Origin of the sequence: Ruminococcus sp. XPD3002 (assembly GCA_900119535.1) — a bacterium.
Classification (GTDB): domain Bacteria; phylum Bacillota; class Clostridia; order Oscillospirales; family Ruminococcaceae; genus Ruminococcus; species Ruminococcus flavefaciens_H.
The window spans coordinates 50,362-73,440 of sequence record FPJT01000019.1; the positions used below are offsets into that span (position 1 = coordinate 50,362).

Genomic DNA, 23,079 nt, shown 5'->3' on the forward strand with positions numbered 1-23,079 from the left:
CCACCGTTTTTTGCGGTGGACTTTTTCGCTGTTGATAGCATGTATGATATTGTCGTTCAGAGACGTTTTTATGCGATATTGACTAAATTGCAGAAAGTACTTGAAATTTGCAAAGAGTTGTGATATAATTGCTACAATGGATGTTTGTATAATTTTGTACATATTTCAACAGTGCCATATGTGCATTTTATTGCGGACATTGAATACTTGGCTATCGTTAAAAAGCAATTATTGGTCAATTCAAATCTGAAAAGGAGGAATTAATATGAAATTAAGAAAAACACTCTCTGTCCTTGCTGCATCGGTCCTTTCACTTACCTGTGTGCCTTTTTCTGCTGTTGCCGCAGATGTGGATACCGTTTCAGAGGCAGAATCAGAACCTGAAACAATTATCCCTGATTTTCCCGATGAGGTCTTTGACCAGTTCAACTTGAGCAAAGAATACGGAATTGCTTCAAATCAGTATGCCGAGGATACAGAAGGATATTACTTCGGATGCTATCATGAAATGAAACACAGCGGAGGCTATGCTTTGTTGACCGAACAGGGGTATGATTCCGTTAGTTTCGGTGCGGACTGGTATAACTGCGATGAAAGTATCTTCTGCTCTGATAAAGCTTATTACAGTGTTGAAGATACGTCAGATGATTCGCCTGAACTGCGTACTGAAATGTTCTATAAAGCTAATGATAAAAGCACGATCAAGGCAGGCGTTTACCTGACAATGAACGGCGGTAAGACGCATCTGTTCATCGTAGAAAGCACCATTGCTTCCGATAACTATTCAGAATACGAGAAGATAGGCGAGTATGAGCTTAAAGACGAGCATTATGACCTGTACAAAAACGAGGACGGTTCGATGTATTACTCGGTCAAGGCTTCTGGTATTATTTCCGCTAAGGATGTGGATGATTTCAGAATGGATGACGGAACAGGTTACATAAAATTCAATACCTCCATTGCTTTACATGCGGTCAATTTCGATAAGATAACAGGAGAGGGCGCAAGTATTTCAAGGATGGGATTACGTGCCGAAAACAGCGGAGGAATAGGAAGAGTCTTTTTCAATTCGGAGGTGGGTACTTTACTTAATATGCCTGCAAAATACGAGCTTGAGACCGATGAGAACGGCGATCCTGTAAAGTATGAGCATAACATCGTAAAGAACATAGACGGATGTATTTATCAGCTTAATACAGGCGATGATAAGTCCTGCATAATACCAAAGGGCAACGGTGCATACGAGGCTGAGCTTACTGACAGCTATATGGCTTATGTCAGCTCAGGATACCGCTTTGAAGGAAACGAGAGCCTGCTGGAGCATAATTACCGTGTAGACTGCGAGTACAAGACTGACAGTGACATTACTCCTGCGGTAACGGTATGGATGATGTCTCCGAATGTACGGATCGATTTTGTAGACATTCCTGATTATTCTTTCGCTCATTGGCCGAATATAGGAAGCGTAACTCTGGAAGGTCAGCAGTACAATGTTTACCGTGATTCTATAATTAATGTCGATACAGCACCTGAAAAAAGTGACAGCTATCAGAAATTTACCATTGACCGCGCAGATTCCGATGCAGATGCTGAGACTGAGGGAGAAGTAAAGACTGCTTTTGTTCCTGTCAGCGAGATAGCAGCAATAGCATCGCGTCTTGGCGTTAAAATAGGAAATGTTACAGCTGTTGATACAGGTTTCCGTATCAACAATTCCGAAGCTAAGGTTGAAGTTATCAAAAATCAGCTTGCAGATGCGGAGATATCGGAACTTGATTATGACCTTGGAGCTGTAGTAGGCAGAGGAACTCCCATTAATATCGATGATTACAGCTTCGACGCATTAGGCGTTAACTGCTATGCCAAGGCAAATGGCTGCGTTTCTCTTAATGGAATGACAAGCTTTTACAATTACTGTTCTGCTTCTAAAAAAAGTAAGGACGGAGCTTTTGAAAATCTTGCAGAGTACAGAGTGGAAGCAGGTCCCGATAACGAATGCGGATACAGCGTTGAATATGATGTGTACAGTGTTGAACCGAAAGAAAAACTTAAAGGCGATGATGGTGTATACTACAGTTCTGTGTGTCTGAAAATAATCGAGAAAACTGACGGCAGAACTCCGGATGAATATATGAAACCCGGACGTCCTTTAGGAATAGGAATGTCAAATGGTTTGCGAAGCCAGGAGCTTGTAGCGACTTATACATCAAACGGACATGAATACGATCTTTATGAGTGCGTATACAGAACAATAGGATGCTTTTCATCGTATGACGACTGTGTTTATTACAGCTTCAGAAAAGATCAGAGCGAAGATACGGCAGTTCAGGAAGGCAAGGTCGATTTATCAGACCATATTGCCGTTATCAAGAACAATGGATGCTGCTTCGGAGACAAGTATCTCGTTGAATATTACATGGACCTGGAAAACCAAAAGAATGCCGACATAAATGTTGTTAAGAATGATTTCAGCACTTCTGAAAATAAGACGGTTCGCGGAGATATCAACAGCGACCAGCGTGTAAACGCCCTTGATATCGTATCGGCAAGATCTCTGTATCTCAACCGTGATTCGCTTTCAGAGGAAGAAGTTACTTCTGTGGACCTTAACATGAATGGTACATTTGAGATCGCAGATGTTGTTATTCTGCATTCGTTTGTACTTGGCAAAGCAAATGGCTTTACGGTTCAGAAATGAATAATGCTCCGCTGATTATGGAGTGAAAAAGTGACGCCGTTCGTTACAGCTGCATTTGCGGCATGTACGGACGGCTTCCTTGATTTTGTTTTATGGTTATGAGGAGATGTGGATAAAGTGATTCAGAAAAAATAAACCCGACAGTTTCCTGTCGGGCGTTTCTGTCTGGGCATGACTTAATTGATGACACATGTAAAATGGCTATTTTACGCCAAAATCTCTTTCGCCTGCGACCTTATTTATCTCCTGCATCATAGCACGGCGATTGCAATACAATTCTTGCCACCTGTCTATAATCATATCTACTGTTTCAATTCCGCCTTTTATTGTTTTCATATGTCTTAGTTTATCTGCCCAACGTTTGTAAGTCGAACGTTCAGCTGTATTTTCTGCGGCTTTATTAAGCTCGTTTGCATATGCCTCAAGAACAAGCTCAGAATAGCTTTCTATCAGGAGAGATTCATATTTTTCTATAAGATAGGTATTATTATTTGAAAATACATAGTTTGCAAGTCTGTCTGTCAGGTTTTCTTCGATAAAGTATTCGGGAAGCATTGCCTGATATTTCATTGAGGAATAAAGCTGTTCTCTTGTTTCTTCCCATTCATCACCATCGAAAAGTGATTTTAATTCAAGATAAACAGACTTTTCAGTAATATTAGTCTCTGTAAGTATAGTCCAGAGTTCCTTTATATAATTCTTTTTATCCGACTGCTGCTTATAAATATCTTTCAGCTTCAGATGAATGCCTTCAGAAATGTACATGTTGTCTTTTTCAAGCTCAAGCGATTCTTTAAGGACGGCTATTGCTTTATCGGTATCACCGCTTTTCAAGTACCTGTCTGTCAGGAACTGGCGAACCTCAATGATATCTCGATATTTTTTGCAGAACAGTTCAATAGCCTCATCGGAATATCCAAGCTTATCCATAAGCTCCATGTGATACAATATCCATTTTTCATGTTCATAATTGCTGATATTATTCTTTGAAATGATCTTATCAGAGCATTCAAGCATTTTTTCGAGAAATTCTTCTTCATCAAAGCTTTCTTTGATAAAGTCAAAGTATAGCTCAGTGAAGTAGTCAAACTTTGTATCTAACTTTCTGAAAGCGGAGTTAAATAGCCTATGTTTTGTTTTTATGTCCGACTCATCAGCGATAGTCGAGAGCATTTCAAGACAGCAGTTTTGAAAATAACTAATATCTCCGTCATCATCAAGATCGGTAATAAGTATCTCATCGTAATAATAGCTTACGATCTCAAAGGCTTCAAAATAACATTTCCATTCAATAAGACTATCTGTACACTCCTCAAGAAGTTTGACCGCTTCATTAATAAACAGAGAAACGTTTTTCCAGTTTATAAATCCGCTGTTATCAGAGTATTGACCGATCAATGATTTAAGCTGAGACTTATACTCAGCTATGTTTATGCTACCGTTTTCACCGTCAATAAAGCGGATAAAGCGCTCTTCCAGTCCGGTGTCATATCTCATCGCATTTATGAGAAATTTCTTTATCTGCTCAGGAGATGTACCTGCAATAAGACTTTCAATATCTGTATAATGTGGATTTGAATGACTTTGTAAATCCTCTAACAAATATAATACAGCAGCCATATGCTTACATTTATTACCGTCAGAAGCATACGGACAATCGCAGTACATATCATCAATTCCTCCGTCAGAGAAGTAAATGTTTACCTCATAGTCGTCTGAGCCTGAAACCACTGCATTTACTTCATCAGCCGATAAGTTAAGTATCTCAGCTTTCTTATTTCGGTGATAATCAAATCCTCGTTCAAGGATAACGGGATTAAATAATTTCTTCCAATCCATTGCTACTCCCTATTGCTCAGCTGCGGTCATAGTGATGCTCAATGATCGCTCTCAGATTATCAAAAATGAAAGACTGTGCCTGCACTGAATACAGATTAAGATAATACTCTGTTCCTCGCTGACTTGTTTTAAGGTGTGATGAAATTCCGATATCCTCTCCTGTAGAGGTTACTACTCTGTTTCCGTCGGCGTTTTTGGTCATCATCCCTATACTTTCGAGCCAGTCATTTATCCAGGCAGCCTGCATTTTCTTTGTACCGTTATCAGCAATAACCCTGTTTATCTCATTAGCAATATCGCTGACCTTACATTCTCCGTAATTAAGCTGCAACTGCGAAAACTGATCATCATTTATGAAAACTCGTCTTCGTCTTGGCTTTTCCGAAGCCGCAGGTCTGTTCTCAAACGATTCTATCTTCCATTCAAGCACTCTGGAAATATACTCAAAACAGGCTATAACACGACTGTCACGAACAATATCATCTTCATGAACACGCATTCCCGAATTCGGATCAACGCCGTTAGATAGCTTGTCCATATATAGCTTTGCTCGTTTAAGTTTATCTATCTCATTCATTTATCGTCGCCTCTTTTCAAAGTAGTCGATAAGTACACCTTTAATGAAGTAATATTTGCGGGCATATATGCCTATGCTGTTCATTGTTTCACCTGATGCCGTAGTTGTTTTCTTTATTATATCATACAGATAACTATGATTCAAGGCATATTATTGAAACGTTTTAAGTTTGATTATTCTTTAAGATATGCTATAATTATTACTATGTCCGCTCAGGGTGCCATGAGCAGGCAAATTCAAAAAAGGAATAGTAATAATGAAGAAAATTTCAGAGTACAAAAAGAAGAGAGCCATTAAACGCTATCTTGATGGTGAAAAAGTCAAGCAGATAGCAGGAGCCATGAAAATATCCACAAGTACTATTTATTCATGGATAAGGCAATACAACGAAAAGCGCAATAGTATTGCCAATGAGGTGACTGAGCTGAGAAAGCTGGCAGAGCGTCAGCAGAAGATGATTGAGATCCTCAAAACGGTTGATTGTACAGTAAGTGCGCCGCTTAAAGAGAAGCTGTCCGCAATGGAAAAGCTGTATGGAAAATACAATAATCACCTGTTATGTGAGACTATGGAGGTGGACCGAGGTACATTTCTTAACCACATCAAACGCAGCAAAGGCGAGAATAACTGGTATAATCAGCGCCGTGAGGAATTGAAAGTTCATATACAGAAACTCTTTGAAGATAACAACCAAATCTATGGTTCCAAGAAGATAACAGCACTGCTGCGAAAGCAGTATGTTAATGTTAGCGAAGAAATGTTCAGAGAGCTTATGAATGAATTAGGCTTGAAGAGTGTGCGAACAAATTCAAAGAAAAGCGGAAAAAGAATATCCTTAAACAGCAATTCAAAGCTCATTCACCGAATAGGGTGTGGGTGAGCGATGTTACCGTTTTCAGTTATGGTGATTATTATTACTACATATGTGCAATAATTGACCTGTTTTCGCGCAAAGTTGTAGCATACCACATCAGCAAGCATAACAGCACTCAGCTTGTAAAGACGACCATGAAAAGAGCAATCACATCAAGAAAGCCGTCACCCGGTCTGATCTTTCACACGGATAATGGAAGCAATTTTTGTTCAAAGACTTTTGAAAACTATCTGAAGGAGAATGAGGTAGTTCATTCGTTTTCACGTTCTGGCACTCCTCATGATAATGCGGTCGCAGAGTCCTTCTTTTCTTCGTTGAAGCAGGAGGAACTGTACCGAAGGAAAATAAACAGTGAGGCGGAGCTTTACAGGATAATTGAAAATTATATCAACTTCTATAATTCCGAGCGCCTACATTCAGTCAATCATTATAAATCGCCAGATGAATACGAAGAAGAATATTATAAAAAATGAAAAAAGTGCAGAACACTTCGATTTATATTTACAGAATTCAGATTTTTAGTCGTATCATAACCAATTTTTTCATATAAAAAGAAAAGCCGTAATTGCCAATATATAGGCAACAACAGCTTATAAATGAAAAACCTTTCTGAACGTGCGGGTTCAGAAAGGTTTAGTCATATCCAAATTACAGTCTGACATTTACGCCTTTGAGCTTCAGTTTGAGCCATTCATACTTGCATATTACAGGCGAAGGCTCGTAATAGTTGCCTGTTGTAAGTTTATTGAGGATAAGACAGCGCTGCGTAATACAGTACGGCTGATATGTACAACCATTACATTCCTCGGGCTTTTTTCTGTTGAGGCAGTTTACCTCTTCAGCGATGCTTTCATCGATTCCGTCAAAAATGTTTCCAATCGAATAAGACGGGTCATTTGCTGTATACATACAATGATACAATGAACCGTCTACACCTATCTGAAATCCGTCAATGCCGATTTCGCAGTCGCCCATTCTTTTGACCTGGTCATCAATTATTGCAATGCGGATGTTTTTATCAGACCAGTTTTCCTGTCTGTATTCTTTTATCCTTATCGCTTCATCATAGAGAAGTCTGAACTTTTCATCGTTCCAGTCCTTATTGAAGAAGTCGATACAGGGAACGATCATTGTGAATCCCAATGAAGCGGCATACATAACATTGTCAAAGAAATCTTCAGTGTTATCGGGAGTTACGACCATTCTTAAACGGATATCGTTATTCTTAATTTCCATGATCTTTTTTATGTTTCCAATGATAAGGTCATAGGTCCCCTCACCGTTTCGTGTGATTCTGTTTTTGTTGTGCGACTCTTTTGCTCCATCGAGACTAACACTGACCTCACTGATACGGTTAATGATATCTTCGTCCATAACAGAACCGTTGGTAGTCATAGAGGTGAAATAGGTTATCTCATCATCTGCTTCAAACATATCAAGAAAATACTTGATGATGCCTGTGTTAAGCATCGGTTCGCCGCCATGAAACCCTATCCAGAGCGATTTTTTGTCGCTGTTTTTTGCCTGTCTCCTTATGTATGCAAATACTTTATCCGCTGTTTCTCGGTCCATGTAATTTGAAGGTTTGTTTTCGGTCTCATAGCAGTATTTGCAGTTGAAATTGCAGTACGATGTTGTCCAGATTGTGAACGCGAGATATTCACCGTCAACAACATAGTTTTGTTTACTTAATCCCATAAAACTGCAAGCTCCTTTTTCTTTTGGTTGCAGTACTGCTGACATTTGGAATGATTCTTCTGAAGGTAGCAGTACTGGAGACAGGTAACGCAGTGGAGTTTTACTGGACAATCTGCGCATTTTTTACTCTTTGCGGGATGTATATCGCAGAAGTTTCTGTATCCTTCCGATTTTTCATATTCTCTCTTTTCAAAGAAATCCTTCAAGGAGAGGATATCCTTGACATTACCGAGCTTGAATTGCTCCTTCTGAAGGGTGTTGCACGGGAAAATATCACCGTTACTTCCAATCGTAAATGTAGTAGTACAAGCGTTGCATGATATTCCTGTGGGCATAAGGTTTGAAGCGAAGGATTTTATTCCGTCAATAGGTTCGGGAAATTGATGTGTAAAATTTTCATCCTCTGTACAAGGCATAAGGTCAATATTCTGCTTACCTCTTCCAACAAAATCAAAATGCCTCAGGATCGGTTTGGCATCGATAGATTTGCACAAATCGAGGAATTCTTCTATGTGAGGAATATTCTGCTTTATATTTGTCATAGACAGCGAGAACGAGTTCATACCGTTTGCCTTCATAAGATCAACGTTTTTCATTACTTTGTCAAAAACGCCTTTACCGCGTACGAATGCACACGTTTCTTCATCAACACCGTCAAGGCTGAATGAAAATTCTTCAAAAAGCGATACAAGCTTTTTGGCGTTTCCTTCATTGATAAGCAGTGAATTTGACATCAGCAGATAGGATGATTTTATCTTTGATCTTGCATATTCTATAAGCTCAAAGAAGTCATCTCTAATCATGGGCTCGCCGCCTGTAAAGGACATTGATTTGACTTTCAGCTCCGAGAGTTTTTCGAAGGTATCATTCCACTCCAGAGTTGTGAGCTCGTTTGTTGAGTTGTCGGAATCAGAAACGTGCTGTGCATCTGCGCAGCAATGGATACATCTGAGATTACACTTGTTTGTAAGTGAACAGCTGATATCATATTCGTATTCCTCAGGCTCCGAAACAAGGATTGTTTTTTCATTCATACTTGCAAGGATAGTCTCGAAATACTTCATATCATCTTTGTCTTCAAACCAGCTGAGACACTCTTCAACCGATACTTTTTTGGAAATAAAAGTATCAAGGATATCAAAGCATTCCTTTGTAAGCTTAAAAGTCTGACCGTTTTCGGTATTTGCGATTATTATCTTGTCCTGATATTCACTTTTTGCAAAAGATCGGCAATACATTAATGTTTTTTTCTTATCCATCATATTAATCATCGCTTTCATTTTTGTTTATAACGTTTTCAAAAAAAAGATATGAATACTCCAGATTTCTCAGGTTATCCACATCAATCGGTTTCTGAAATATATATTCCATATATCTTAGGAATTCTTCTATATTATGCCATAGATACGAGTTATTCTCTTCCATTAAATAAGCGGTTCGCATACGTTCGGGAGAATTGATCTTAAAGAATTCACAAAGTGAATATAAAACCTGATGATACCCGATACTGTTTTCTACAAGATATTCTTCCTTTTCATGGTCGAATACGGTTTTATTAATGGAGTCAATCTCGCGTCCGAATGGCTTGTTTTCTAATTTATCAGCGTAACAGTTTCTGTTTAGATAAGCTGTTACATCCGAACCGTATATATTATTTTCATACATTAATTTGGCAATAAGACCTGCAGCAAGTGATGTAGCCTTACTGTTTCCGTTGTATACACTTCTTCTGCCGTAAAGTGCCTTTACAACAGCTGTTTCGGAAGAACACTGTAACTGGATCTTCTGTCCCTCGTTCCAGCGCAATTCGTCATTTGGTATATTTCCACCTATTACACCTATAACACTTTCAAACTCTGCCGGGATGGATGTCTGGTCTCCATTTCTAAGAGAAAAAATCAACAGCTTTCCGTCGCTGTGGATTTTATTGCATATTTCTTCAAGCTTTTCAGACTTCAGAGATGATTTCAGACTTGAGCTTGATACAATTATATCTACATCAAGCTTTGAAGCATATTCCAGAGCTTTTTCCAGAACTGATTCATTTGTCAGACCTGAGACTCCCAGAAGCTTAACAATATTAAATTTTGTATGCGGGCAGATTCTGTCGATAAGTGCGACACTTTGGGTACCGTGCCCGTTTAGATCTTCTACACGATCATCACAAAAAACTGTTTTGTAGTAATAATCATATCTAAAGCCTTTACAGCCTAATATCCTGTTCTGCTGTAAGAGCTCATCATATAATATTTTGTCAATCCCCGTATCCAATACAGCAATTCTGATATCAGACATATTTTACCTCCGTTGAATAAAAAACGAACCATATGATATTTTATGTTTACTCAATTCAGCGGTAAACAGCCCAAAATGAAAGCTCCCCGCTGAATTGAGTTGGTTTTACTTTACATACAATTATGATGCAATAATTATTTGATTAGTTTCTTGGAGAAATGAAGCTTGTCCATACAGAAATTACACGGCAATTTGTAGGCAACCCGTGACTATCAATTCTTGATAAGTTGTTGACCCACGCAAAACCACCCGGGCAATCATAGAGGCAGGGACGCTTCTGAGCTTCAACATTAAATTCAATTTTGTTTGAGAGTTTTTCGATTTTCATTTTAAATTTCCTCCTTATTCTTTAGATAAAATCTTGGCAGTTAGTTTGATTAGTTTCTTGGAGAAATGAAGCTTGTCCATACAGAAATGACATGGCAATTTGTAGGCCACCCGTTACCATCAATTTTTGATAAGTTGTTGACCCACGCAAAACCACCCGGGCAATCATAGAGGCAGGGACGCTTCTGAGCTTCAACATTAAATTCAATTTTGTTTGAGAGTTTTTCGATTTTCATTTTAAATTTCCTCCTTATTCTTTAGATAAAATCTTGGCAGTTAGTTTGATTAGTGACTTGGGGAAATGAAGCTTGACCATAGAGGCTTGACAAAGCATGTTTTTAGATTAGGCAAACTAATTAATGCGGTGTTGCCAACAAATGTAAAACCAGCCGGGCAATCAGCGTTGCAGGCAGCCTTCTGAGCTTCAACATTAAATTCAATCTTGTTTGAGAGCTTTTCAATTTTCATTTTAAATTTCCTCCTTAAAAAATATTTATCAGAACCCTGATTGGCATTGCGCGCCATACCAATAAGGTCATGACCAAGAATACGACTATAGCATCACAAAATGTGATTATAGCCTATGAAGCGGATACATAGCCGTTATGCGATTATATCGGCTATCTCCTTGTCTGTATGGATGAGATTCCTGTTTCGTAATTCCAGAATCTCATCACAATTGTAAAGTATCTGTTCATCGTGAGTTATGATAATAAGAGTTTTATCGGATAGTTCGTTGTAGATGGTTTTCATGACTTCCTTTTCTGTTTCTGAATCTATCGAAGAGGTTGGTTCGTCCATGATAATGATTTGCTTGTCGCTCAGCAGTGCCCTTGCGATAGCAAGACGCTGACGTTGACCTGTGGAAAGAGTTGTGCCGTTATCGCCGATGACACTCTGAATATTGTCATTCAGCTTTGTGATATCATCATAGAGCTTTAGCTTTCTGAGCATATCATATATCCTCTCTTCGTTGATATCGGTTGAATTCATGACGATGTTATTGTATATGGTATCATTAAACATTATCGGATTTGCTGAAACGTACATAATACTCTCACTGATACTGTTTTTGTCAAGATGGTCGATTTTCTTGCCTCCGATGAGTATCTTGCCGCGGGAAGGCTTCCATAAATTGAAGAGGAGTTTGATAATCGTGCTTTTACCTTCGCCTGTTTTTCCAATAATACCGTATTTTTTTCCTGTTTTGAAGCAACAGTTTACATTACGTAGTATTTCAGTCCCTTCATCATAGGAAAAATCAACATTCTGAAATACAATATCATTCTGATCGCTACTGAGCACCAGTTCTTCATTATCTTCACTTGTGTAATTGAGATAATTGCTTAAACGTTTATAGATTGGTTTGACTTCAGAGAAGTCAAATGTGAGGTCGGATATTGAAGCGATAATTTTGATCAGCTTGTCCGAGCTGCTAATGAAAACAACGAGTACACCTATGGTCATTTTTCCCTGTAATACAAAATAGCCGCCCAGACCGATAACGAGGCAAGTAGTAAATGCTGAAAGGAACTGAATGATATGGGCACTCAGCGAGTGAACAAATGAGAGCGATTTTCCCGAATCGTATGTGTCATTTATGGATTTCATGAGCTTTTTGAAGCTTTTTTCCTTCATTCCCGACATTATCAGTTCAACAGGATTTGAAATGATTGTCTGAAGGATAGAATCATATTTTACATTGTTGTCGCGGTGTTGCTGGCTTTTTTTCATAATCTTCGGAGCAAAGATTAACTGAAAGATAAGAACGAGCGGTTGAATAGCCATTATAGCCAACAAAAGTTTCCAGTTAAGTATCGCAAGATAAGTTACATAAAAAGCAAGCAGACTAACGGTATAAAGAATCGAAAAGATATTGCTCATAATAAATCCACAGAATGAGGATGTATCCGACTCGATTGCAGTATATAATTCGCCGTATTCATTGTTGGAAAAGAACTCACCGCTGCGAGAGAATATTTTATTAAGGCAGAATGTTTTTAGTTCATTTATAGATTTCAGAATAAGCTTACTGTTGCAATATCCACAATAGAAACTGATGCAGTTCTGGAAAACAACAATGGCTATATAAACAAAAATATCAACGATTAGTTTGTCCATGGAGATCCCGGCAGTGACGCTGTCAATTATTTTAGCCATTTTAGATGCCGTCAGGATCGTGAGGAATGAAGAGGTGAGGAGCATCAGTGATATGAGTATAAGGCTGAACATCCTTTTTTTCAGTATCACGTTGTATATGCTTTTTAGTTGCTTTGACAAATTTCGCCTTTTCACATTCATTGCTTTGATTTTACTCAAGAATTATCTCCCCTTACTGAAGCAAAGCGAAAATATTACATAAGAAATGTATATGTTATTACATTAAATCGCTGCGTCTAATATTCTAATAATTTATTATACCTGATTAAACTAAAAAATGCAATAGTATTTACAATAAATTGTAAATACTAAATAAACAAGTTGAAAATCTATATGCAAACACAACAGTTTATCTTTTAACTACAAAATGCTGTGAATATTGTGTAACATATGATAGAGAAAATTGAAGAAATTTAACATACAACTGATTTGTGTAAAAAAGGAAAAACAATATGCACACTGTGAAAAAAATGTAAATCAGCAACAAATCCAGAATCGATTTTGCGTATGAATAACACAACGGACAAGCAAGTTGCATAAATATTTACTAATTCGGTTAGCTCTTTTTTATCATAATAATATTGAATTTATTTGCTAAATATGGTATAATATTATAAAAGATTTGAAAACTAATTGAAGAAAATGGATTAATTATACCACAATTAAAGTATATGTTAGGATTAAAATGACGAATATTCGGCGCTTTTCGCTTAATCCATTTATTATAATAAAATTATCATAATAAAAATATGTTCAAAGATGGTGGACCATGATTTTAGAAGTAAGTGACTACAAGTATAAGATTAATCACAAGATCAACTGCTTCGTCAATGCACTGATATATGCATTGAAGAATAAAAATATCACAATTACGCCTGTTGAAGCTATGCTGTATACACAAGCAGTACATTTCACGGCAAGGATAGATTTTGAAGAAAACGGAGTTCCGACTTTGGAGATTATCCCAGTTGAACTGGATTTTTTCAATAAGTTCGCAGAGGCGTCGAATATCAGACTGGATTATTATTCCGCTCTGGAACGTGATGCTGACATTAAGTTGATTTCTGATGCTATCAAGGAAAACACCTGTGTGACCGCTGTTTCTGATCAATTTCAGATAGGATTTGCAATCTCCGAGGTTTATAAGAAGCTTTTTCCGGCCGATTTGCGTATGCCCCATCATTTTATCACCATTCACGCCATTGAGCCCGAAAGCGGCAGGATGTTGTTTTCGGAGCCTTCATTCAGCCTCAAACAGCATGACCATTGGATAGAATACGATGTTCTTGAGAAGGCAAGAAAGAGTAAGTGGTATCAGCTTGAGATAAATAAAGACTTGTACATAGTGAAGGATGTTTCAGGTTTTTCGCTTCCTGATGCTGCTGAGACGTTCAAAAAGCAGATATCTTTGCTTATTGAACAGATAAGAGCTAGCCTTGTAGTCATGAACGAGTTCTTTGAGAAATACATATATGGTCATGACGATAAAAAACTTATCGAAACGAATTATTCGGGAATTGTTACCGCTTGTTCTATGTTTGATCAGGGCGGATATGTTTACAGGGATTATCTGTATAAGGAAGCTTCTCAGTACATTAAAGACAAAAAGATATGTTCTGCGTATAAGGCACTTGAGAAGAAATGGCACTCTCTGACTAAGAATATCCAAAAGATGTGCGATAAAAGCAATATGAGCTATGACGAATATTGCGAATTATTCGTTATGCTGAAGGATCAGGTAAATTATGAACTCGAAACGCACATCAAGGTAATCAACATGCTGCAATAATCAATGCATTATAGATTTATTAGTAATAATCAATGATATTATAGATCTATCATTAATTTTATGAAAGGATAAAGCATATCTCTGCGTGTAATACCGATTTTGGGGTATGCTGCAATTAAGAAGTGAAAAACAAACCGTTTATCAAGCTTTATCGTTCACCCAGAGGATTCTATTTCTATGACGTCAACAGAGACACTATTGTCGGAATCAATGAAAGTGTTTATTATTATCTTTCTGAAACTTGCCTGTATGAAGAACTCAACGAAGAGGATAAGGCATATGTTGAACATCTTCGTGAAAAAGGCTATTTATCAGACAAGCGTGTTTCCGAGATCAAGCATGAACAAACTGACGAGATAGAAGAAATGTTGTCAAGCCAGTGCCATCAGCTTATTTTGCAGGTAACTCGGTTGTGTAATCTTGTATGTTCTTATTGTCCTTATGCGAATAAAACGGATAATGTATTGCAAAGAAATCACGAAAACAAACACATGAGTTGGGAAGTAGCAAAAAAAGCAATCGATTTTTTTGCTGAACACTCTTCTACATATGACTCTCCTTCAATCTCTTTCTATGGCGGCGAACCGCTTATTGAATTTGAATTGCTGAAAAAATGTGTTGAATATAGTGAAGAACTGTTCCTTGGTAAAAATCTCAGCTTTTTCATGACAACAAACGCAACGCTGATGAGTGACGAAATAATAGATTTCTTAGCTGAACACGATTTCAAGCTGCTCATAAGTATGGATGGCCCTCCGTCTATACACGATATCAACAGAAAAAGAAGCGATGGAACGGGCAGCTTTGCAAGTGTTTTTGAAGCCTTAAAAAAGGCATATAAAAGATACGGTGATAATGCTGCTTTGGGGGTGGAGATTAACATGGTTCTTGCTCCGAATAATGATATTGACGAAGCGTTCTCGCTGTTTGATAATGAATTTTTCAGAAACAATTCGGTTGGCGTAAGTTCGTCGGTTGCTGATGACGAATATCTTGAATATAAACTTGAATACCCAAGCGAGTTCAAAGCTAAGTACAATTACTACTTCTTCTTAGCTTTCCTTAAATCGATGAAGCTTGTTGAAGGGATAGATATTCCTGAATTTTATAACCAGAGTATGTTCATGCTTAAACGTAATTACATGCAATATAAGCGAGGAATAAATTCACTGCCAGATACAGGGTGTCCGGGAGGTCCTTGTGTGCCGGGCCATACAAAATTCTTCGTTAATGTTTACGGAGATATGTTCCCGTGCGAACGAGTAAGCGAGATTTCAAAATGTATGAAGATCGGATCTATCTATGATGGATTTGATTATGATGCTATAAAAAAACAAATGAATGTTTCTCAGCAAACATCAGATAAATGCAGGGAGTGTTATGCTCAATTGCATTGTTCGCTTTGTCAGGCATATTCAGATGGTGGCGATGAGCTTGTTTCCGAAAGGAGATTGGCAAATTGCAAGATGTCATGTTCAAGGTTTGATTCAATACTGAAAACCTGTATTTTATTTAAAGAAACTAAAACACACTATACTTGGAGACCGTAAAATGAATTGTATTATTTATCCCTGTTCAAACGAATTGATCCCCTTCATTGATTATATAGACAAGGTAGATAATGATTTGCATATAGTAAAAGCGGTTTGCCCCGTTGTTTGCAGAAGCATGGTTTCAGACAATCTGGGCTGTGATATCAGTACTGATTTTGATGCATCACTTGAAATATGTGACACCGTTATAATTTGTGATTATAAGAACATCAGTTCAATGTACAAAGATATCGTAAAAAAAATCATTCTTTCTTTAGAAAAAAACAAGAATGTTATTTGCTGTGCTGAATTAGATGAGAATGATTTGAAGAAAGCATACAGGCTTGCCAAAGAAAAAAAACTTGTATTCCGATACAAAAACAAATACGAGATACCTAAAGTTGCTGATTTTTATACGAAACAGGAAAGCGTAGTAATCGGAATAGGAAGTATGTTTTCTCCATTGAATACAGATATGCTGTATTGTGATCTTATCAGGCATCTCAATGAAAGCGGATATAAAACAGTAGGCATTGGGACAAGCAATAATAATATGCTCATTAACAGCTATACACTGCCCAAGGAATTATTCCGTTCTTCAATAAGCAGCGATGAGAAGGTTTTCTTCCTGAACAATTTTATCAACGATATTGAACTATTAAAGTGTCCTGATATTATTGTGGTCCAATTCCCGGGAGGAATGTCAAACTTTGCCGAAGAAGTGCTGGATGGCTACACAATCGATGCCTATACTTTTTCACAAGCTGTTTCAGTTGATTATTTTATCCTTGGCATTCCTGTTAATGTTGTAACACCTGATTTTTTACCCGAGCTAGATACTGAATATAAATATAAGTATAACTGTCCGATTGATGCTTTTGCAATCAGTAACATCGAAGTTGATATTGAATTGAGTTTTGATCTCGGAGAGGTCGTAATAACTACGTTGGATAAAAGCCATGCTTGGAATTATATTGAAAAGTGTTCTGATATAAAGGACTATCTTTTCTGTGATATGAACGATAAAAGCCGGAATGCTTTGGTATCTGATTTTATTGAAAAATGTTCCAATAATGTTGAGGAGTTATAAAATGAGTTTAGACAGAGGTCAGATAATAGACAAAATAATAGGTATAATTAATGAGGTTCGCCATAGTTCTGAATCAATATCCGAGAATGATTATGACATTCCTCTCATAGGTGATCACTTTGGTATGGATTATCAGGATCTGGTATTTGTCTTTTTAGAGCTGATGGAGGAATTCAAGGTCAAGTTTGCTTTGGAAGATGTTAAGGACTATGGATTCAACTCGATAAACGGTATTGCAGACAGTATTGAAAGAAGAACTGCGAATCATACCACATAAATAATCTTATTATTCAAGGTTGATATTACATATTATGCTATCCGTCATAAAACTAATCACTGTAATAAAGGGGGGAATGAGAGATGAAGAAGCTTTTCAAGAAGAATACTAAGGACAACAGAATCGTTAAGGCATTCAAGAATTGCTCTAATTGTGTATGCTGTTCATGCGCAGGTAAGCCTTCTGCTAAGAATAGCTCTGATTTAAAGAGCGGTCTTAACTAATCTTTAAGATTGATTTTTGATCACAAATTATTTCTATTTAACGAAGTAATTATTATTTTACAAACTTAAAAACTGACGAATCGTAAATGTAGTATTAATAGGCATAAGCAATTATGCTTCATACAATGAAGCTGATTGTTTTTTTTAACAATCAACTTCATTGTATATTTATATAACGACATTTTAAAAGGATGTTTCTTAAATGGGAAAAAATCGTATAAAAAAAAATAAATTGAAACAGGCTTTTAAGTACTATAAACCTGTTTTCGGACTGCTCTTCAACTATAAGAAGAGAGTCGCTGTTATTTTTTTGTGTATGATTTTTTCATTTGTGATTGGCTTTGTACAGCCGCTTGCGTCACAGAGACTTATCGATATAGGAATTGTTGAGAAGGATTTTAAGAACCTTTCGCTTATGTGCGTCATTCTGATGTTGCTTTATGTTATCCACTCTCTGTTTGATTATATAAAAGAGAAAATAAGGCTTCAGATCTATAACAATATTCGTTTTGATCTTGAGGTGAAGACCTTTAAGCATTTGTCGTCGATAAGGATTGATTATTTTAAGGATAAAAATATTTCGTCTATATGTCAGACAATAAAAGAAGACATACTCAGTATTTCAAGTATTGCACATTCGGAATCATTTGAAATCGTAAGTGCTTTTCTCGGCGCAGTCGGCGGCGGAGCATCGCTGCTGATAATGGAGTGGAGGCTTTATTTGCTGACGCTTGTATTTCTGCCGATCAATGGCTTTTTGACCTTTTACATGATGAACAAGAATATGCCGATACTTCATAAGTACCTTGATAAATCACGTGATTATTCCGAGGTGTACGGCGATTACATAAACGGCATCAAGGTTATACGTCTTTTCGGACTCCAGAGAAATAAAGAGACAGCGATACGAAGCAGAGCTGATGAATTGAAAACTCTCAATATGGACCAGTCGTTGATAAGAAAAAAGAACGACCTTATCCAAGGGCTCGTTATGAATTTCTTCTCAATTTCGATATATTTTGTATCAGGCTTGATAATGCTAAAAAACGATATTTCTGTCGGAAAGGTCGTAGCGTTCGAGACTTATGCATTAATGCTTTCACAGCCTATAATCGTCGCCTTTTCGATGATATTTGAGCTTTCTGCCCTTCTTCCGTCGATAAAGCGGCATATGGAGTTAATGAATTATCCCGAAGAAGCTCCGAACGGTATAGATTCGTTTGGTAATGGTGATATCATTTTCGATAAAGTTTCGTATAGCTATGACGGAGTTGAGGATACATTATCGGATCTGAGCTTCAAGATCAAAAAGGGTAGCAAAACGGTCATCTGGGGCAAAAACGGCTGCGGAAAGACTACTCTCATCAATATGATACTGAGGCTGATTTCGCCGGATAAGGGTGAGGTCATTCTTGGCAACAATAATATAGATAAGCTTGATATCAATCGCTACCGTGCGTTGTTCGGAGTTGTAAGTCAGGATGTATATCTTTTCAATGCAACTCTGATAGATAATATTTTTCTTGACAGAGAAATTGATAAGGAACGTTTTGAACATATACTTGAAATCCTTAATCTTAAAGGTCTTGTCGAAGAAAAGGGATACGAATACAATGTCGGTGAAAACGGAAGTATGCTTTCTGGAGGTCAGAAACAGAAAATTGCTCTTGCTCGTGCATTGATCACTGAAAAGCCTATAATCATTCTTGATGAGGCGACTTCAAATCTTGATATTGAGACAGTTGAGCATATTAAAAAGCTGTTCAATACAGAACTGAAAGAATGTACAGTGATTTGTGTTACACATTCCGAAGAGCTTGTAGGTTATTTTGATAATGTAATAAAGCTTCATTAATTCAAAAGGTCTGGGAGAATATCATGATAGTGGCAATCCTTGATGACGGAATATGTCAGGCAGAGGTAAAAACTAAGGTCGAAAGGTACTGCGTCGGAAACAGCGTTAACAGAAACAGTGTATTCGACGATAAGAATTCTCATGCTACTATCTGTGCAAAGATCATTGAAAAATACAGTTCTCCGGAAAAGATATATGATATCGTTTTTCTTGGAAATGATGACATGGCAGCTCCTGAGGATATTATTGCTGCTCTGGAGTTCTGTCTCAGACTCGATATTGATGTTATCAATCTGAGCAACGGTATAGAGGTTTGTGGAATTGATAATTCCTTCAGCCATCGGCTCAGAGAAATCTGCGAAAAACTGAAAAAGAAGGGCGTGTGTATTTTCGCTGCTCAGAGCAACAGCGGAATGCTGACTGTGCCCGCACTGTTTGACAGTACAATCAGCGTGGAGCAGGTCGGACTAAGCAGTCTGATGAGACTTCCGTACAGGCCGTCCGACGTTTATACAAAAGGCGCTCATTTGATACGCTCCAACGGAAAAAAGTGCCTTACTATCAGGTGCAACAGCTATGCTTGTCCCTATGCAGTAGCGAAATATATCAATAATGGCAAGCTTGACCTGCACAAAGTCACCTGTGACGTGAGGCTTATGGATAAAAAGCCGAAGAGAAAAGGCGGTAAGTTGATTGGCTTTGAAATATTCAGTCCTTATTCGGGAGAGAGCCAAGGATACGTTTTTTTTGACAGGCTAAGTCCGGCGAAAAGAATGTATTACCGCTCCTGCGGACAGAGGTTCCGCTCATTGCATTACGGAAGGCTGTTTTGTTCATGGTTGTTGCTGAATTCTTTTTTATACAAAAAGTGTGACATCCCTGTTGTTTGCATCAAAAACAGAGATGGAAGCGGAAGACTCGCGAGTATGCTTTTGTCTAAGTTGTCATCAGACGGATATAGCGCAGCATTTCTATCCATAAACAAAAAGCATTATTATTACGGCGCCTGCTATGTTCCTAAGACGCTGATAATGAGCTATATCAATTATTATTCGGCTGTTAATTCTCCCGATATCATTATTGCTGTCAATGACAGATGCAGAGCCGACGACATAATAATAAGCTGCGAAGAGTACGGTTATAATGTAATATCCGGGAACAGAATACAAAGCTGTTCTGATATTTCGGATGTAAAGGACGCAATTTATCGTTTTTACGAATAAGATCAGCAATGTATGTCCGAATACAAGGTATAGTGTATAGATAACTACGGCAGAGGCAAGGCTCAAATCGGAGCTATCATAATCTGCATTATATGTGGATTCATCGGTATCAAAGTGAATATGATAACAAGCTTTGCTGCTCAGAGCAGTAATATCAGAATTATTGTCAATCCGACACTGAAATCCATAATCGTTTCATTGCTGACTTCAACGTTCAACGGTGTTATCTTTGGATGTTATCCTGTATGAAATGCCGCAATGCTCAATTCGATAGTGGAATTGAGATCTTACGGCTAAAATAAGAATCATATTATAATAAAAAAATAGAGGGGTTTTTACAATGGAAATGAATGCAATTATTGAGCTCATCAGAACAGAACTTGATGAGGAACTCAAGGACATTGAGATCACTGAGGATACTGATTTGAAGGAGGAGCTTCAGTTAAACTCTTTGGATATGCTTGCTATTGCAGATGAGCTGGAATCAGAATATGATATATCTCTCGATTACGATCAGTTGAAGAGCATCCGCACAATTAAAGACATAGAGAAGTATATCGACCAGATATCTTCACAGAAGAACTGATAAGCTATGCGCAGAGTTGTAATTACGGGTATGTCTGTGGTCTGCTCGCTCGGAACAAACCACGAAAAAGTTTTTGAAAGGCTTTGCAACCGAGAAAAGGTCGTAGTGCCCATTGATAAGTCGGACGATTTATTAAAGAGCATCAAAACGTCATATTATACACCTATTGCGAAAATAGATGAAAGCAGGTTCAATACTAAGCTTAAACAGGTAAAGAGCAAGGCTTCCGGTCTTTCATATTATACTGCTTATGCCGCATTGAACGCAATAGAAGATGCTGAGATTGAAGATGTTGAGGATGCTTCTGTGGTAATCGGATGCGCTGTTCCTCTGATAGATGGCATTGTTGACAATTATGAAAGCTTTAAAGAAAAAGGCCGTATAAGTTTGATGGGTGTACCGTCACTTATGGAGAACTCTCCCGCCTCTTGGTTGTCTGTTGTATTGGGCAGCCACGGACGCAGCTTTACGGTGAGCTCTGCTTGTGCATCTGGAACAGAAAGCATCGGTAAGGCATATGAGATGATACTTGCAAATAAAAGCGATGTTGTAATTTGCGGTGGCTGTGATAAGCTGCGTGACAGATCATGGCTCACTTTAAAGGGATTTGAGAATCTGAAGGTTGTATCGCAGGATAGTGATGGCGCTTCGTATCCGTTTTCTGAGGAGAGATCAGGTTTCCTTTACAGTGAGGGAGCAGTAGCAATGCTTGTCTTGGAGGAGCTTGAGCACGCTCTGAAGCGAAATGCAAGGATATATGCCGAAATAACCGGTTTCGGACAAAATTGCGATGGATACAGTATTCTTGCGATGCCTGAGGACGGAGAGTACATTTCCGCTATGCTAAAGAAGCTTGTAGGAGACAGGAAAGTGGACTATTATAATGCTCACGGAACGGGCACAAAGCTTAATGATATTGCCGAGGCAAACGTAATAAGAAATGTTTTTGGAGATTGCTTTGCTCAGCCAGCCATCAATTCGACCAAGGCTTTTGTTGGACATACCATTGGTGCAAGCGGTGCAATCGAAGCTATTGTGTGCGTTGATTCTATTAATCATAATAGGGTACACGGCAATATTTGCAAAACAATTTTTGATGATTTGAATTATACCGCTGAAACGCGGGATATTCAGGTCGAACGTGCTGTTTCTGCGTCCTTTGGATTCGGCGGACATAACGCTGCATTGATGATAGAACGATATAAATGATACCGTTGGCAAGACTTGCGCCGATTTCGGCGGAGTCTGGAACTACGCTGTGATAGCTTCGGTAATTGATATCAAAAGTTCGAAAGTGATAAGGGGCAGAATCTGTTCGGGGAAAAAGAAAAATTATAGAAATGAATGTAATAATATATGAATAGCCGACTTGCAATCTGAACTTGCCCCATCTTGTATGTAAAGCACAAAAAGCCCCTATGACAAAATGAAGTAAGCTACGAACTGGCTCCGCAATTCAAGCGGAGTCAGTTTTTTTGAACCCCCAGTTAAACTGGGGGTTCAAAAAAACTTTAGCTATGAGTAGAAAAAACAAACCTCCAATGTTAAAATAGTTATGGTCTGCCAACCAAACTAAGAACAGAACCATGAAATATATGAAAGAGAGCCGTGACAAGCTCACACTGAACCTTCCGAAGGGCAAGAAAGATGAATACAAGGAATATGCTAAATCCAAAGATCAGAGCTTGACAGAGCTGATAATGAGCTTGATTGAAGCAGACATGCAAAAGAACTCAAAGAAATAACTTTTCTTTTTCAATAGGGATACTATTATAAAGGTTTGAAAGAATGGCAATCTGACGGTGAGAAAGGATTTCTGCTTGATACTTGTCTTATGATGCAGGATAAGATGAAAGCAATCCTTGATTACTTCAAGATAGAATATGACCACACCGAAATTACTTCTCGTGAGCTTCTGGATCGAAGCGGCAGAACACTATAACTGATTAATCAAGGAGTATTATATGACAAATAAAGAGATAATTGATAGAGATACTTATAAGAAGATTAAGAAAATGGATCGTGAAACTCTGAC

General features: G+C 37.9%; 23 protein-coding genes. 14 read left to right on the forward strand and 9 right to left on the reverse strand.

Annotation, left to right across the window (positions count from 1 at the left end; translation table 11 throughout):
* Nucleotides 1-265: 265 nt before the first annotated feature.
* Nucleotides 266-2,698 (forward strand): dockerin type I repeat-containing protein, encoded by a 2,433-nt coding sequence (locus BT127_RS14120; protein WP_075425616.1) that lies wholly within the window; start codon nucleotides 266-268, stop codon nucleotides 2,696-2,698.
* Between the two features lie 201 nt (nucleotides 2,699-2,899).
* Here the strand turns inward: BT127_RS14120 and BT127_RS14125 are convergent, their stop codons facing one another.
* Together BT127_RS14125 and BT127_RS14130 are read right to left on the reverse strand one after the other, a co-directional pair.
* Nucleotides 2,900-4,537: an SWIM zinc finger family protein gene (locus BT127_RS14125; RefSeq protein ID WP_075425617.1), complete on the reverse strand. Its 1,638-nt coding sequence runs from the start codon at nucleotides 4,535-4,537 to the stop codon at nucleotides 2,900-2,902.
* A gap of 16 nt (nucleotides 4,538-4,553) precedes the next feature.
* Nucleotides 4,554-5,114, reverse strand: a complete 561-nt coding sequence (locus BT127_RS14130; protein WP_075425618.1) for a hypothetical protein — start codon at nucleotides 5,112-5,114, stop codon at nucleotides 4,554-4,556.
* Nucleotides 5,115-5,370: 256 nt separating this feature from the next.
* Between BT127_RS14130 and BT127_RS16350 the strand changes: the two genes are divergently transcribed.
* Both BT127_RS16350 and BT127_RS16355 read left to right on the forward strand, forming a co-directional pair.
* Nucleotides 5,371-5,994 carry an IS3 family transposase gene (locus tag BT127_RS16350; RefSeq protein WP_082335061.1) on the forward strand — a complete coding sequence of 208 codons (624 nt, stop codon included), beginning with the start codon at nucleotides 5,371-5,373 and terminating at the stop codon, nucleotides 5,992-5,994.
* On the forward strand, nucleotides 5,985-6,461 hold the full coding sequence (locus BT127_RS16355; protein ID WP_318257271.1) for an IS3 family transposase: 477 nt from the start codon (nucleotides 5,985-5,987) through the stop codon (nucleotides 6,459-6,461). The genes BT127_RS16350 and BT127_RS16355 overlap by 10 nt, the downstream gene beginning before the upstream one ends.
* Before the next feature lie 175 nt (nucleotides 6,462-6,636).
* Here BT127_RS16355 and BT127_RS14140 read toward each other — a convergent pair whose 3' ends face one another.
* From BT127_RS14140 to BT127_RS14170, 7 genes are all read right to left on the reverse strand, one after another.
* A complete protein-coding gene (locus tag BT127_RS14140) occupies nucleotides 6,637-7,686 on the reverse strand; it encodes a radical SAM/SPASM domain-containing protein (protein WP_075425619.1) in 1,050 nt (349 codons plus the stop codon).
* A complete protein-coding gene (locus BT127_RS14145; protein WP_075425620.1) occupies nucleotides 7,677-8,948 on the reverse strand; it encodes a radical SAM protein in 1,272 nt (423 codons plus the stop codon). The genes BT127_RS14140 and BT127_RS14145 overlap by 10 nt, the downstream gene beginning before the upstream one ends.
* 1 nt (nucleotide 8,949) lies before the next feature.
* Nucleotides 8,950-9,981 carry a S8 family serine peptidase gene (locus tag BT127_RS14150; RefSeq protein ID WP_075425621.1) on the reverse strand — a complete coding sequence of 344 codons (1,032 nt, stop codon included), beginning with the start codon at nucleotides 9,979-9,981 and terminating at the stop codon, nucleotides 8,950-8,952.
* A gap of 142 nt (nucleotides 9,982-10,123) precedes the next feature.
* A complete protein-coding gene (locus BT127_RS14155; protein WP_075425622.1) occupies nucleotides 10,124-10,309 on the reverse strand; it encodes a hypothetical protein in 186 nt (61 codons plus the stop codon).
* Between the two features lie 49 nt (nucleotides 10,310-10,358).
* Nucleotides 10,359-10,544, reverse strand: a complete 186-nt coding sequence (locus tag BT127_RS14160; protein WP_075425623.1) for a hypothetical protein — start codon at nucleotides 10,542-10,544, stop codon at nucleotides 10,359-10,361.
* 49 nt (nucleotides 10,545-10,593) lie between these two features.
* Nucleotides 10,594-10,776, reverse strand: coding sequence for a hypothetical protein (locus tag BT127_RS14165; RefSeq protein WP_075425624.1), 183 nt, complete (start codon nucleotides 10,774-10,776; stop codon nucleotides 10,594-10,596).
* Nucleotides 10,777-10,911: 135 nt separating this feature from the next.
* Nucleotides 10,912-12,609: an ABC transporter ATP-binding protein gene (locus BT127_RS14170; protein ID WP_318257273.1), complete on the reverse strand. Its 1,698-nt coding sequence runs from the start codon at nucleotides 12,607-12,609 to the stop codon at nucleotides 10,912-10,914.
* 628 nt (nucleotides 12,610-13,237) lie between these two features.
* Here BT127_RS14170 and BT127_RS14175 point away from each other — a divergent pair.
* The 11 genes from BT127_RS14175 to BT127_RS16955 all read left to right on the forward strand — a co-directional run bounded on the left by BT127_RS14175 (nucleotide 13,238) and on the right by BT127_RS16955 (nucleotide 22,986).
* Nucleotides 13,238-14,257 carry a hypothetical protein gene (locus BT127_RS14175; protein ID WP_075425626.1) on the forward strand — a complete coding sequence of 340 codons (1,020 nt, stop codon included), beginning with the start codon at nucleotides 13,238-13,240 and terminating at the stop codon, nucleotides 14,255-14,257.
* A 122-nt stretch (nucleotides 14,258-14,379) separates the two neighbouring features.
* Nucleotides 14,380-15,807 carry a radical SAM protein gene (locus BT127_RS14180; RefSeq protein ID WP_075425627.1) on the forward strand — a complete coding sequence of 476 codons (1,428 nt, stop codon included), beginning with the start codon at nucleotides 14,380-14,382 and terminating at the stop codon, nucleotides 15,805-15,807.
* A 1-nt stretch (nucleotide 15,808) separates the two neighbouring features.
* A complete protein-coding gene (locus BT127_RS14185) occupies nucleotides 15,809-16,879 on the forward strand; it encodes a P-loop NTPase family protein (RefSeq protein ID WP_075425628.1) in 1,071 nt (356 codons plus the stop codon).
* Nucleotide 16,880: 1 nt separating this feature from the next.
* The gene (locus tag BT127_RS14190) at nucleotides 16,881-17,156 is read left to right on the forward strand and encodes a hypothetical protein (RefSeq protein WP_075425629.1); all 276 of its coding nucleotides are present in this window, start codon (nucleotides 16,881-16,883) and stop codon (nucleotides 17,154-17,156) included.
* 83 nt (nucleotides 17,157-17,239) lie between these two features.
* A complete protein-coding gene (locus tag BT127_RS16950) occupies nucleotides 17,240-17,380 on the forward strand; it encodes a hypothetical protein (RefSeq protein WP_175541977.1) in 141 nt (46 codons plus the stop codon).
* 202 nt (nucleotides 17,381-17,582) lie between these two features.
* Nucleotides 17,583-19,235, forward strand: coding sequence for an ABC transporter ATP-binding protein (locus BT127_RS14195; RefSeq protein WP_075425630.1), 1,653 nt, complete (start codon nucleotides 17,583-17,585; stop codon nucleotides 19,233-19,235).
* A 23-nt stretch (nucleotides 19,236-19,258) separates the two neighbouring features.
* Complete coding sequence (locus tag BT127_RS14200; RefSeq protein WP_075425631.1) at nucleotides 19,259-20,458, forward strand: S8/S53 family peptidase; 1,200 nt, start codon at nucleotides 19,259-19,261, stop codon at nucleotides 20,456-20,458.
* 340 nt (nucleotides 20,459-20,798) lie between these two features.
* Entirely contained in the window at nucleotides 20,799-21,044 is a 246-nt protein-coding gene (locus tag BT127_RS14205; RefSeq protein ID WP_082335066.1) for an acyl carrier protein, read from the forward strand.
* A gap of 6 nt (nucleotides 21,045-21,050) precedes the next feature.
* Complete coding sequence (locus BT127_RS14210; RefSeq protein WP_075425632.1) at nucleotides 21,051-22,253, forward strand: beta-ketoacyl-[acyl-carrier-protein] synthase family protein; 1,203 nt, start codon at nucleotides 21,051-21,053, stop codon at nucleotides 22,251-22,253.
* 377 nt (nucleotides 22,254-22,630) lie between these two features.
* Nucleotides 22,631-22,789: an antitoxin gene (locus tag BT127_RS16590; protein WP_139275552.1), complete on the forward strand. Its 159-nt coding sequence runs from the start codon at nucleotides 22,631-22,633 to the stop codon at nucleotides 22,787-22,789.
* Nucleotides 22,790-22,824: 35 nt separating this feature from the next.
* Nucleotides 22,825-22,986 carry a hypothetical protein gene (locus BT127_RS16955; RefSeq protein WP_175541979.1) on the forward strand — a complete coding sequence of 54 codons (162 nt, stop codon included), beginning with the start codon at nucleotides 22,825-22,827 and terminating at the stop codon, nucleotides 22,984-22,986.
* The last annotated feature ends 93 nt before the right edge of the window (nucleotides 22,987-23,079 follow it).

Coding starts and splice junctions, on each gene's coding strand:
- BT127_RS16590 (WP_139275552.1), top strand. CDS start 22,631: ATGAAATATATGAAAGAGAGCCGTGACAAGCTCACACTGAACCTTCCG.
- BT127_RS14210 (WP_075425632.1), top strand. CDS start 21,051: ATGCGCAGAGTTGTAATTACGGGTATGTCTGTGGTCTGCTCGCTCGGA.
- BT127_RS14200 (WP_075425631.1), top strand. CDS start 19,259: ATGATAGTGGCAATCCTTGATGACGGAATATGTCAGGCAGAGGTAAAA.
- BT127_RS14120 (WP_075425616.1), top strand. CDS start 266: ATGAAATTAAGAAAAACACTCTCTGTCCTTGCTGCATCGGTCCTTTCA.
- BT127_RS14155 (WP_075425622.1), bottom strand. CDS start 10,309: ATGAAAATCGAAAAACTCTCAAACAAAATTGAATTTAATGTTGAAGCT.
- BT127_RS14195 (WP_075425630.1), top strand. CDS start 17,583: ATGGGAAAAAATCGTATAAAAAAAAATAAATTGAAACAGGCTTTTAAG.
- BT127_RS14145 (WP_075425620.1), bottom strand. CDS start 8,948: ATGATGGATAAGAAAAAAACATTAATGTATTGCCGATCTTTTGCAAAA.
- BT127_RS16950 (WP_175541977.1), top strand. CDS start 17,240: ATGAAGAAGCTTTTCAAGAAGAATACTAAGGACAACAGAATCGTTAAG.
- BT127_RS14185 (WP_075425628.1), top strand. CDS start 15,809: ATGAATTGTATTATTTATCCCTGTTCAAACGAATTGATCCCCTTCATT.
- BT127_RS14205 (WP_082335066.1), top strand. CDS start 20,799: ATGGAAATGAATGCAATTATTGAGCTCATCAGAACAGAACTTGATGAG.
- BT127_RS14150 (WP_075425621.1), bottom strand. CDS start 9,981: ATGTCTGATATCAGAATTGCTGTATTGGATACGGGGATTGACAAAATA.
- BT127_RS16350 (WP_082335061.1), top strand. CDS start 5,371: ATGAAGAAAATTTCAGAGTACAAAAAGAAGAGAGCCATTAAACGCTAT.
- BT127_RS14175 (WP_075425626.1), top strand. CDS start 13,238: ATGATTTTAGAAGTAAGTGACTACAAGTATAAGATTAATCACAAGATC.
- BT127_RS14125 (WP_075425617.1), bottom strand. CDS start 4,537: ATGGATTGGAAGAAATTATTTAATCCCGTTATCCTTGAACGAGGATTT.
- BT127_RS14165 (WP_075425624.1), bottom strand. CDS start 10,776: ATGAAAATTGAAAAGCTCTCAAACAAGATTGAATTTAATGTTGAAGCT.
- BT127_RS14170 (WP_318257273.1), bottom strand. CDS start 12,609: ATGAATGTGAAAAGGCGAAATTTGTCAAAGCAACTAAAAAGCATATAC.
- BT127_RS14140 (WP_075425619.1), bottom strand. CDS start 7,686: ATGGGATTAAGTAAACAAAACTATGTTGTTGACGGTGAATATCTCGCG.
- BT127_RS14130 (WP_075425618.1), bottom strand. CDS start 5,114: ATGAATGAGATAGATAAACTTAAACGAGCAAAGCTATATATGGACAAG.
- BT127_RS14160 (WP_075425623.1), bottom strand. CDS start 10,544: ATGAAAATCGAAAAACTCTCAAACAAAATTGAATTTAATGTTGAAGCT.
- BT127_RS14190 (WP_075425629.1), top strand. CDS start 16,881: ATGAGTTTAGACAGAGGTCAGATAATAGACAAAATAATAGGTATAATT.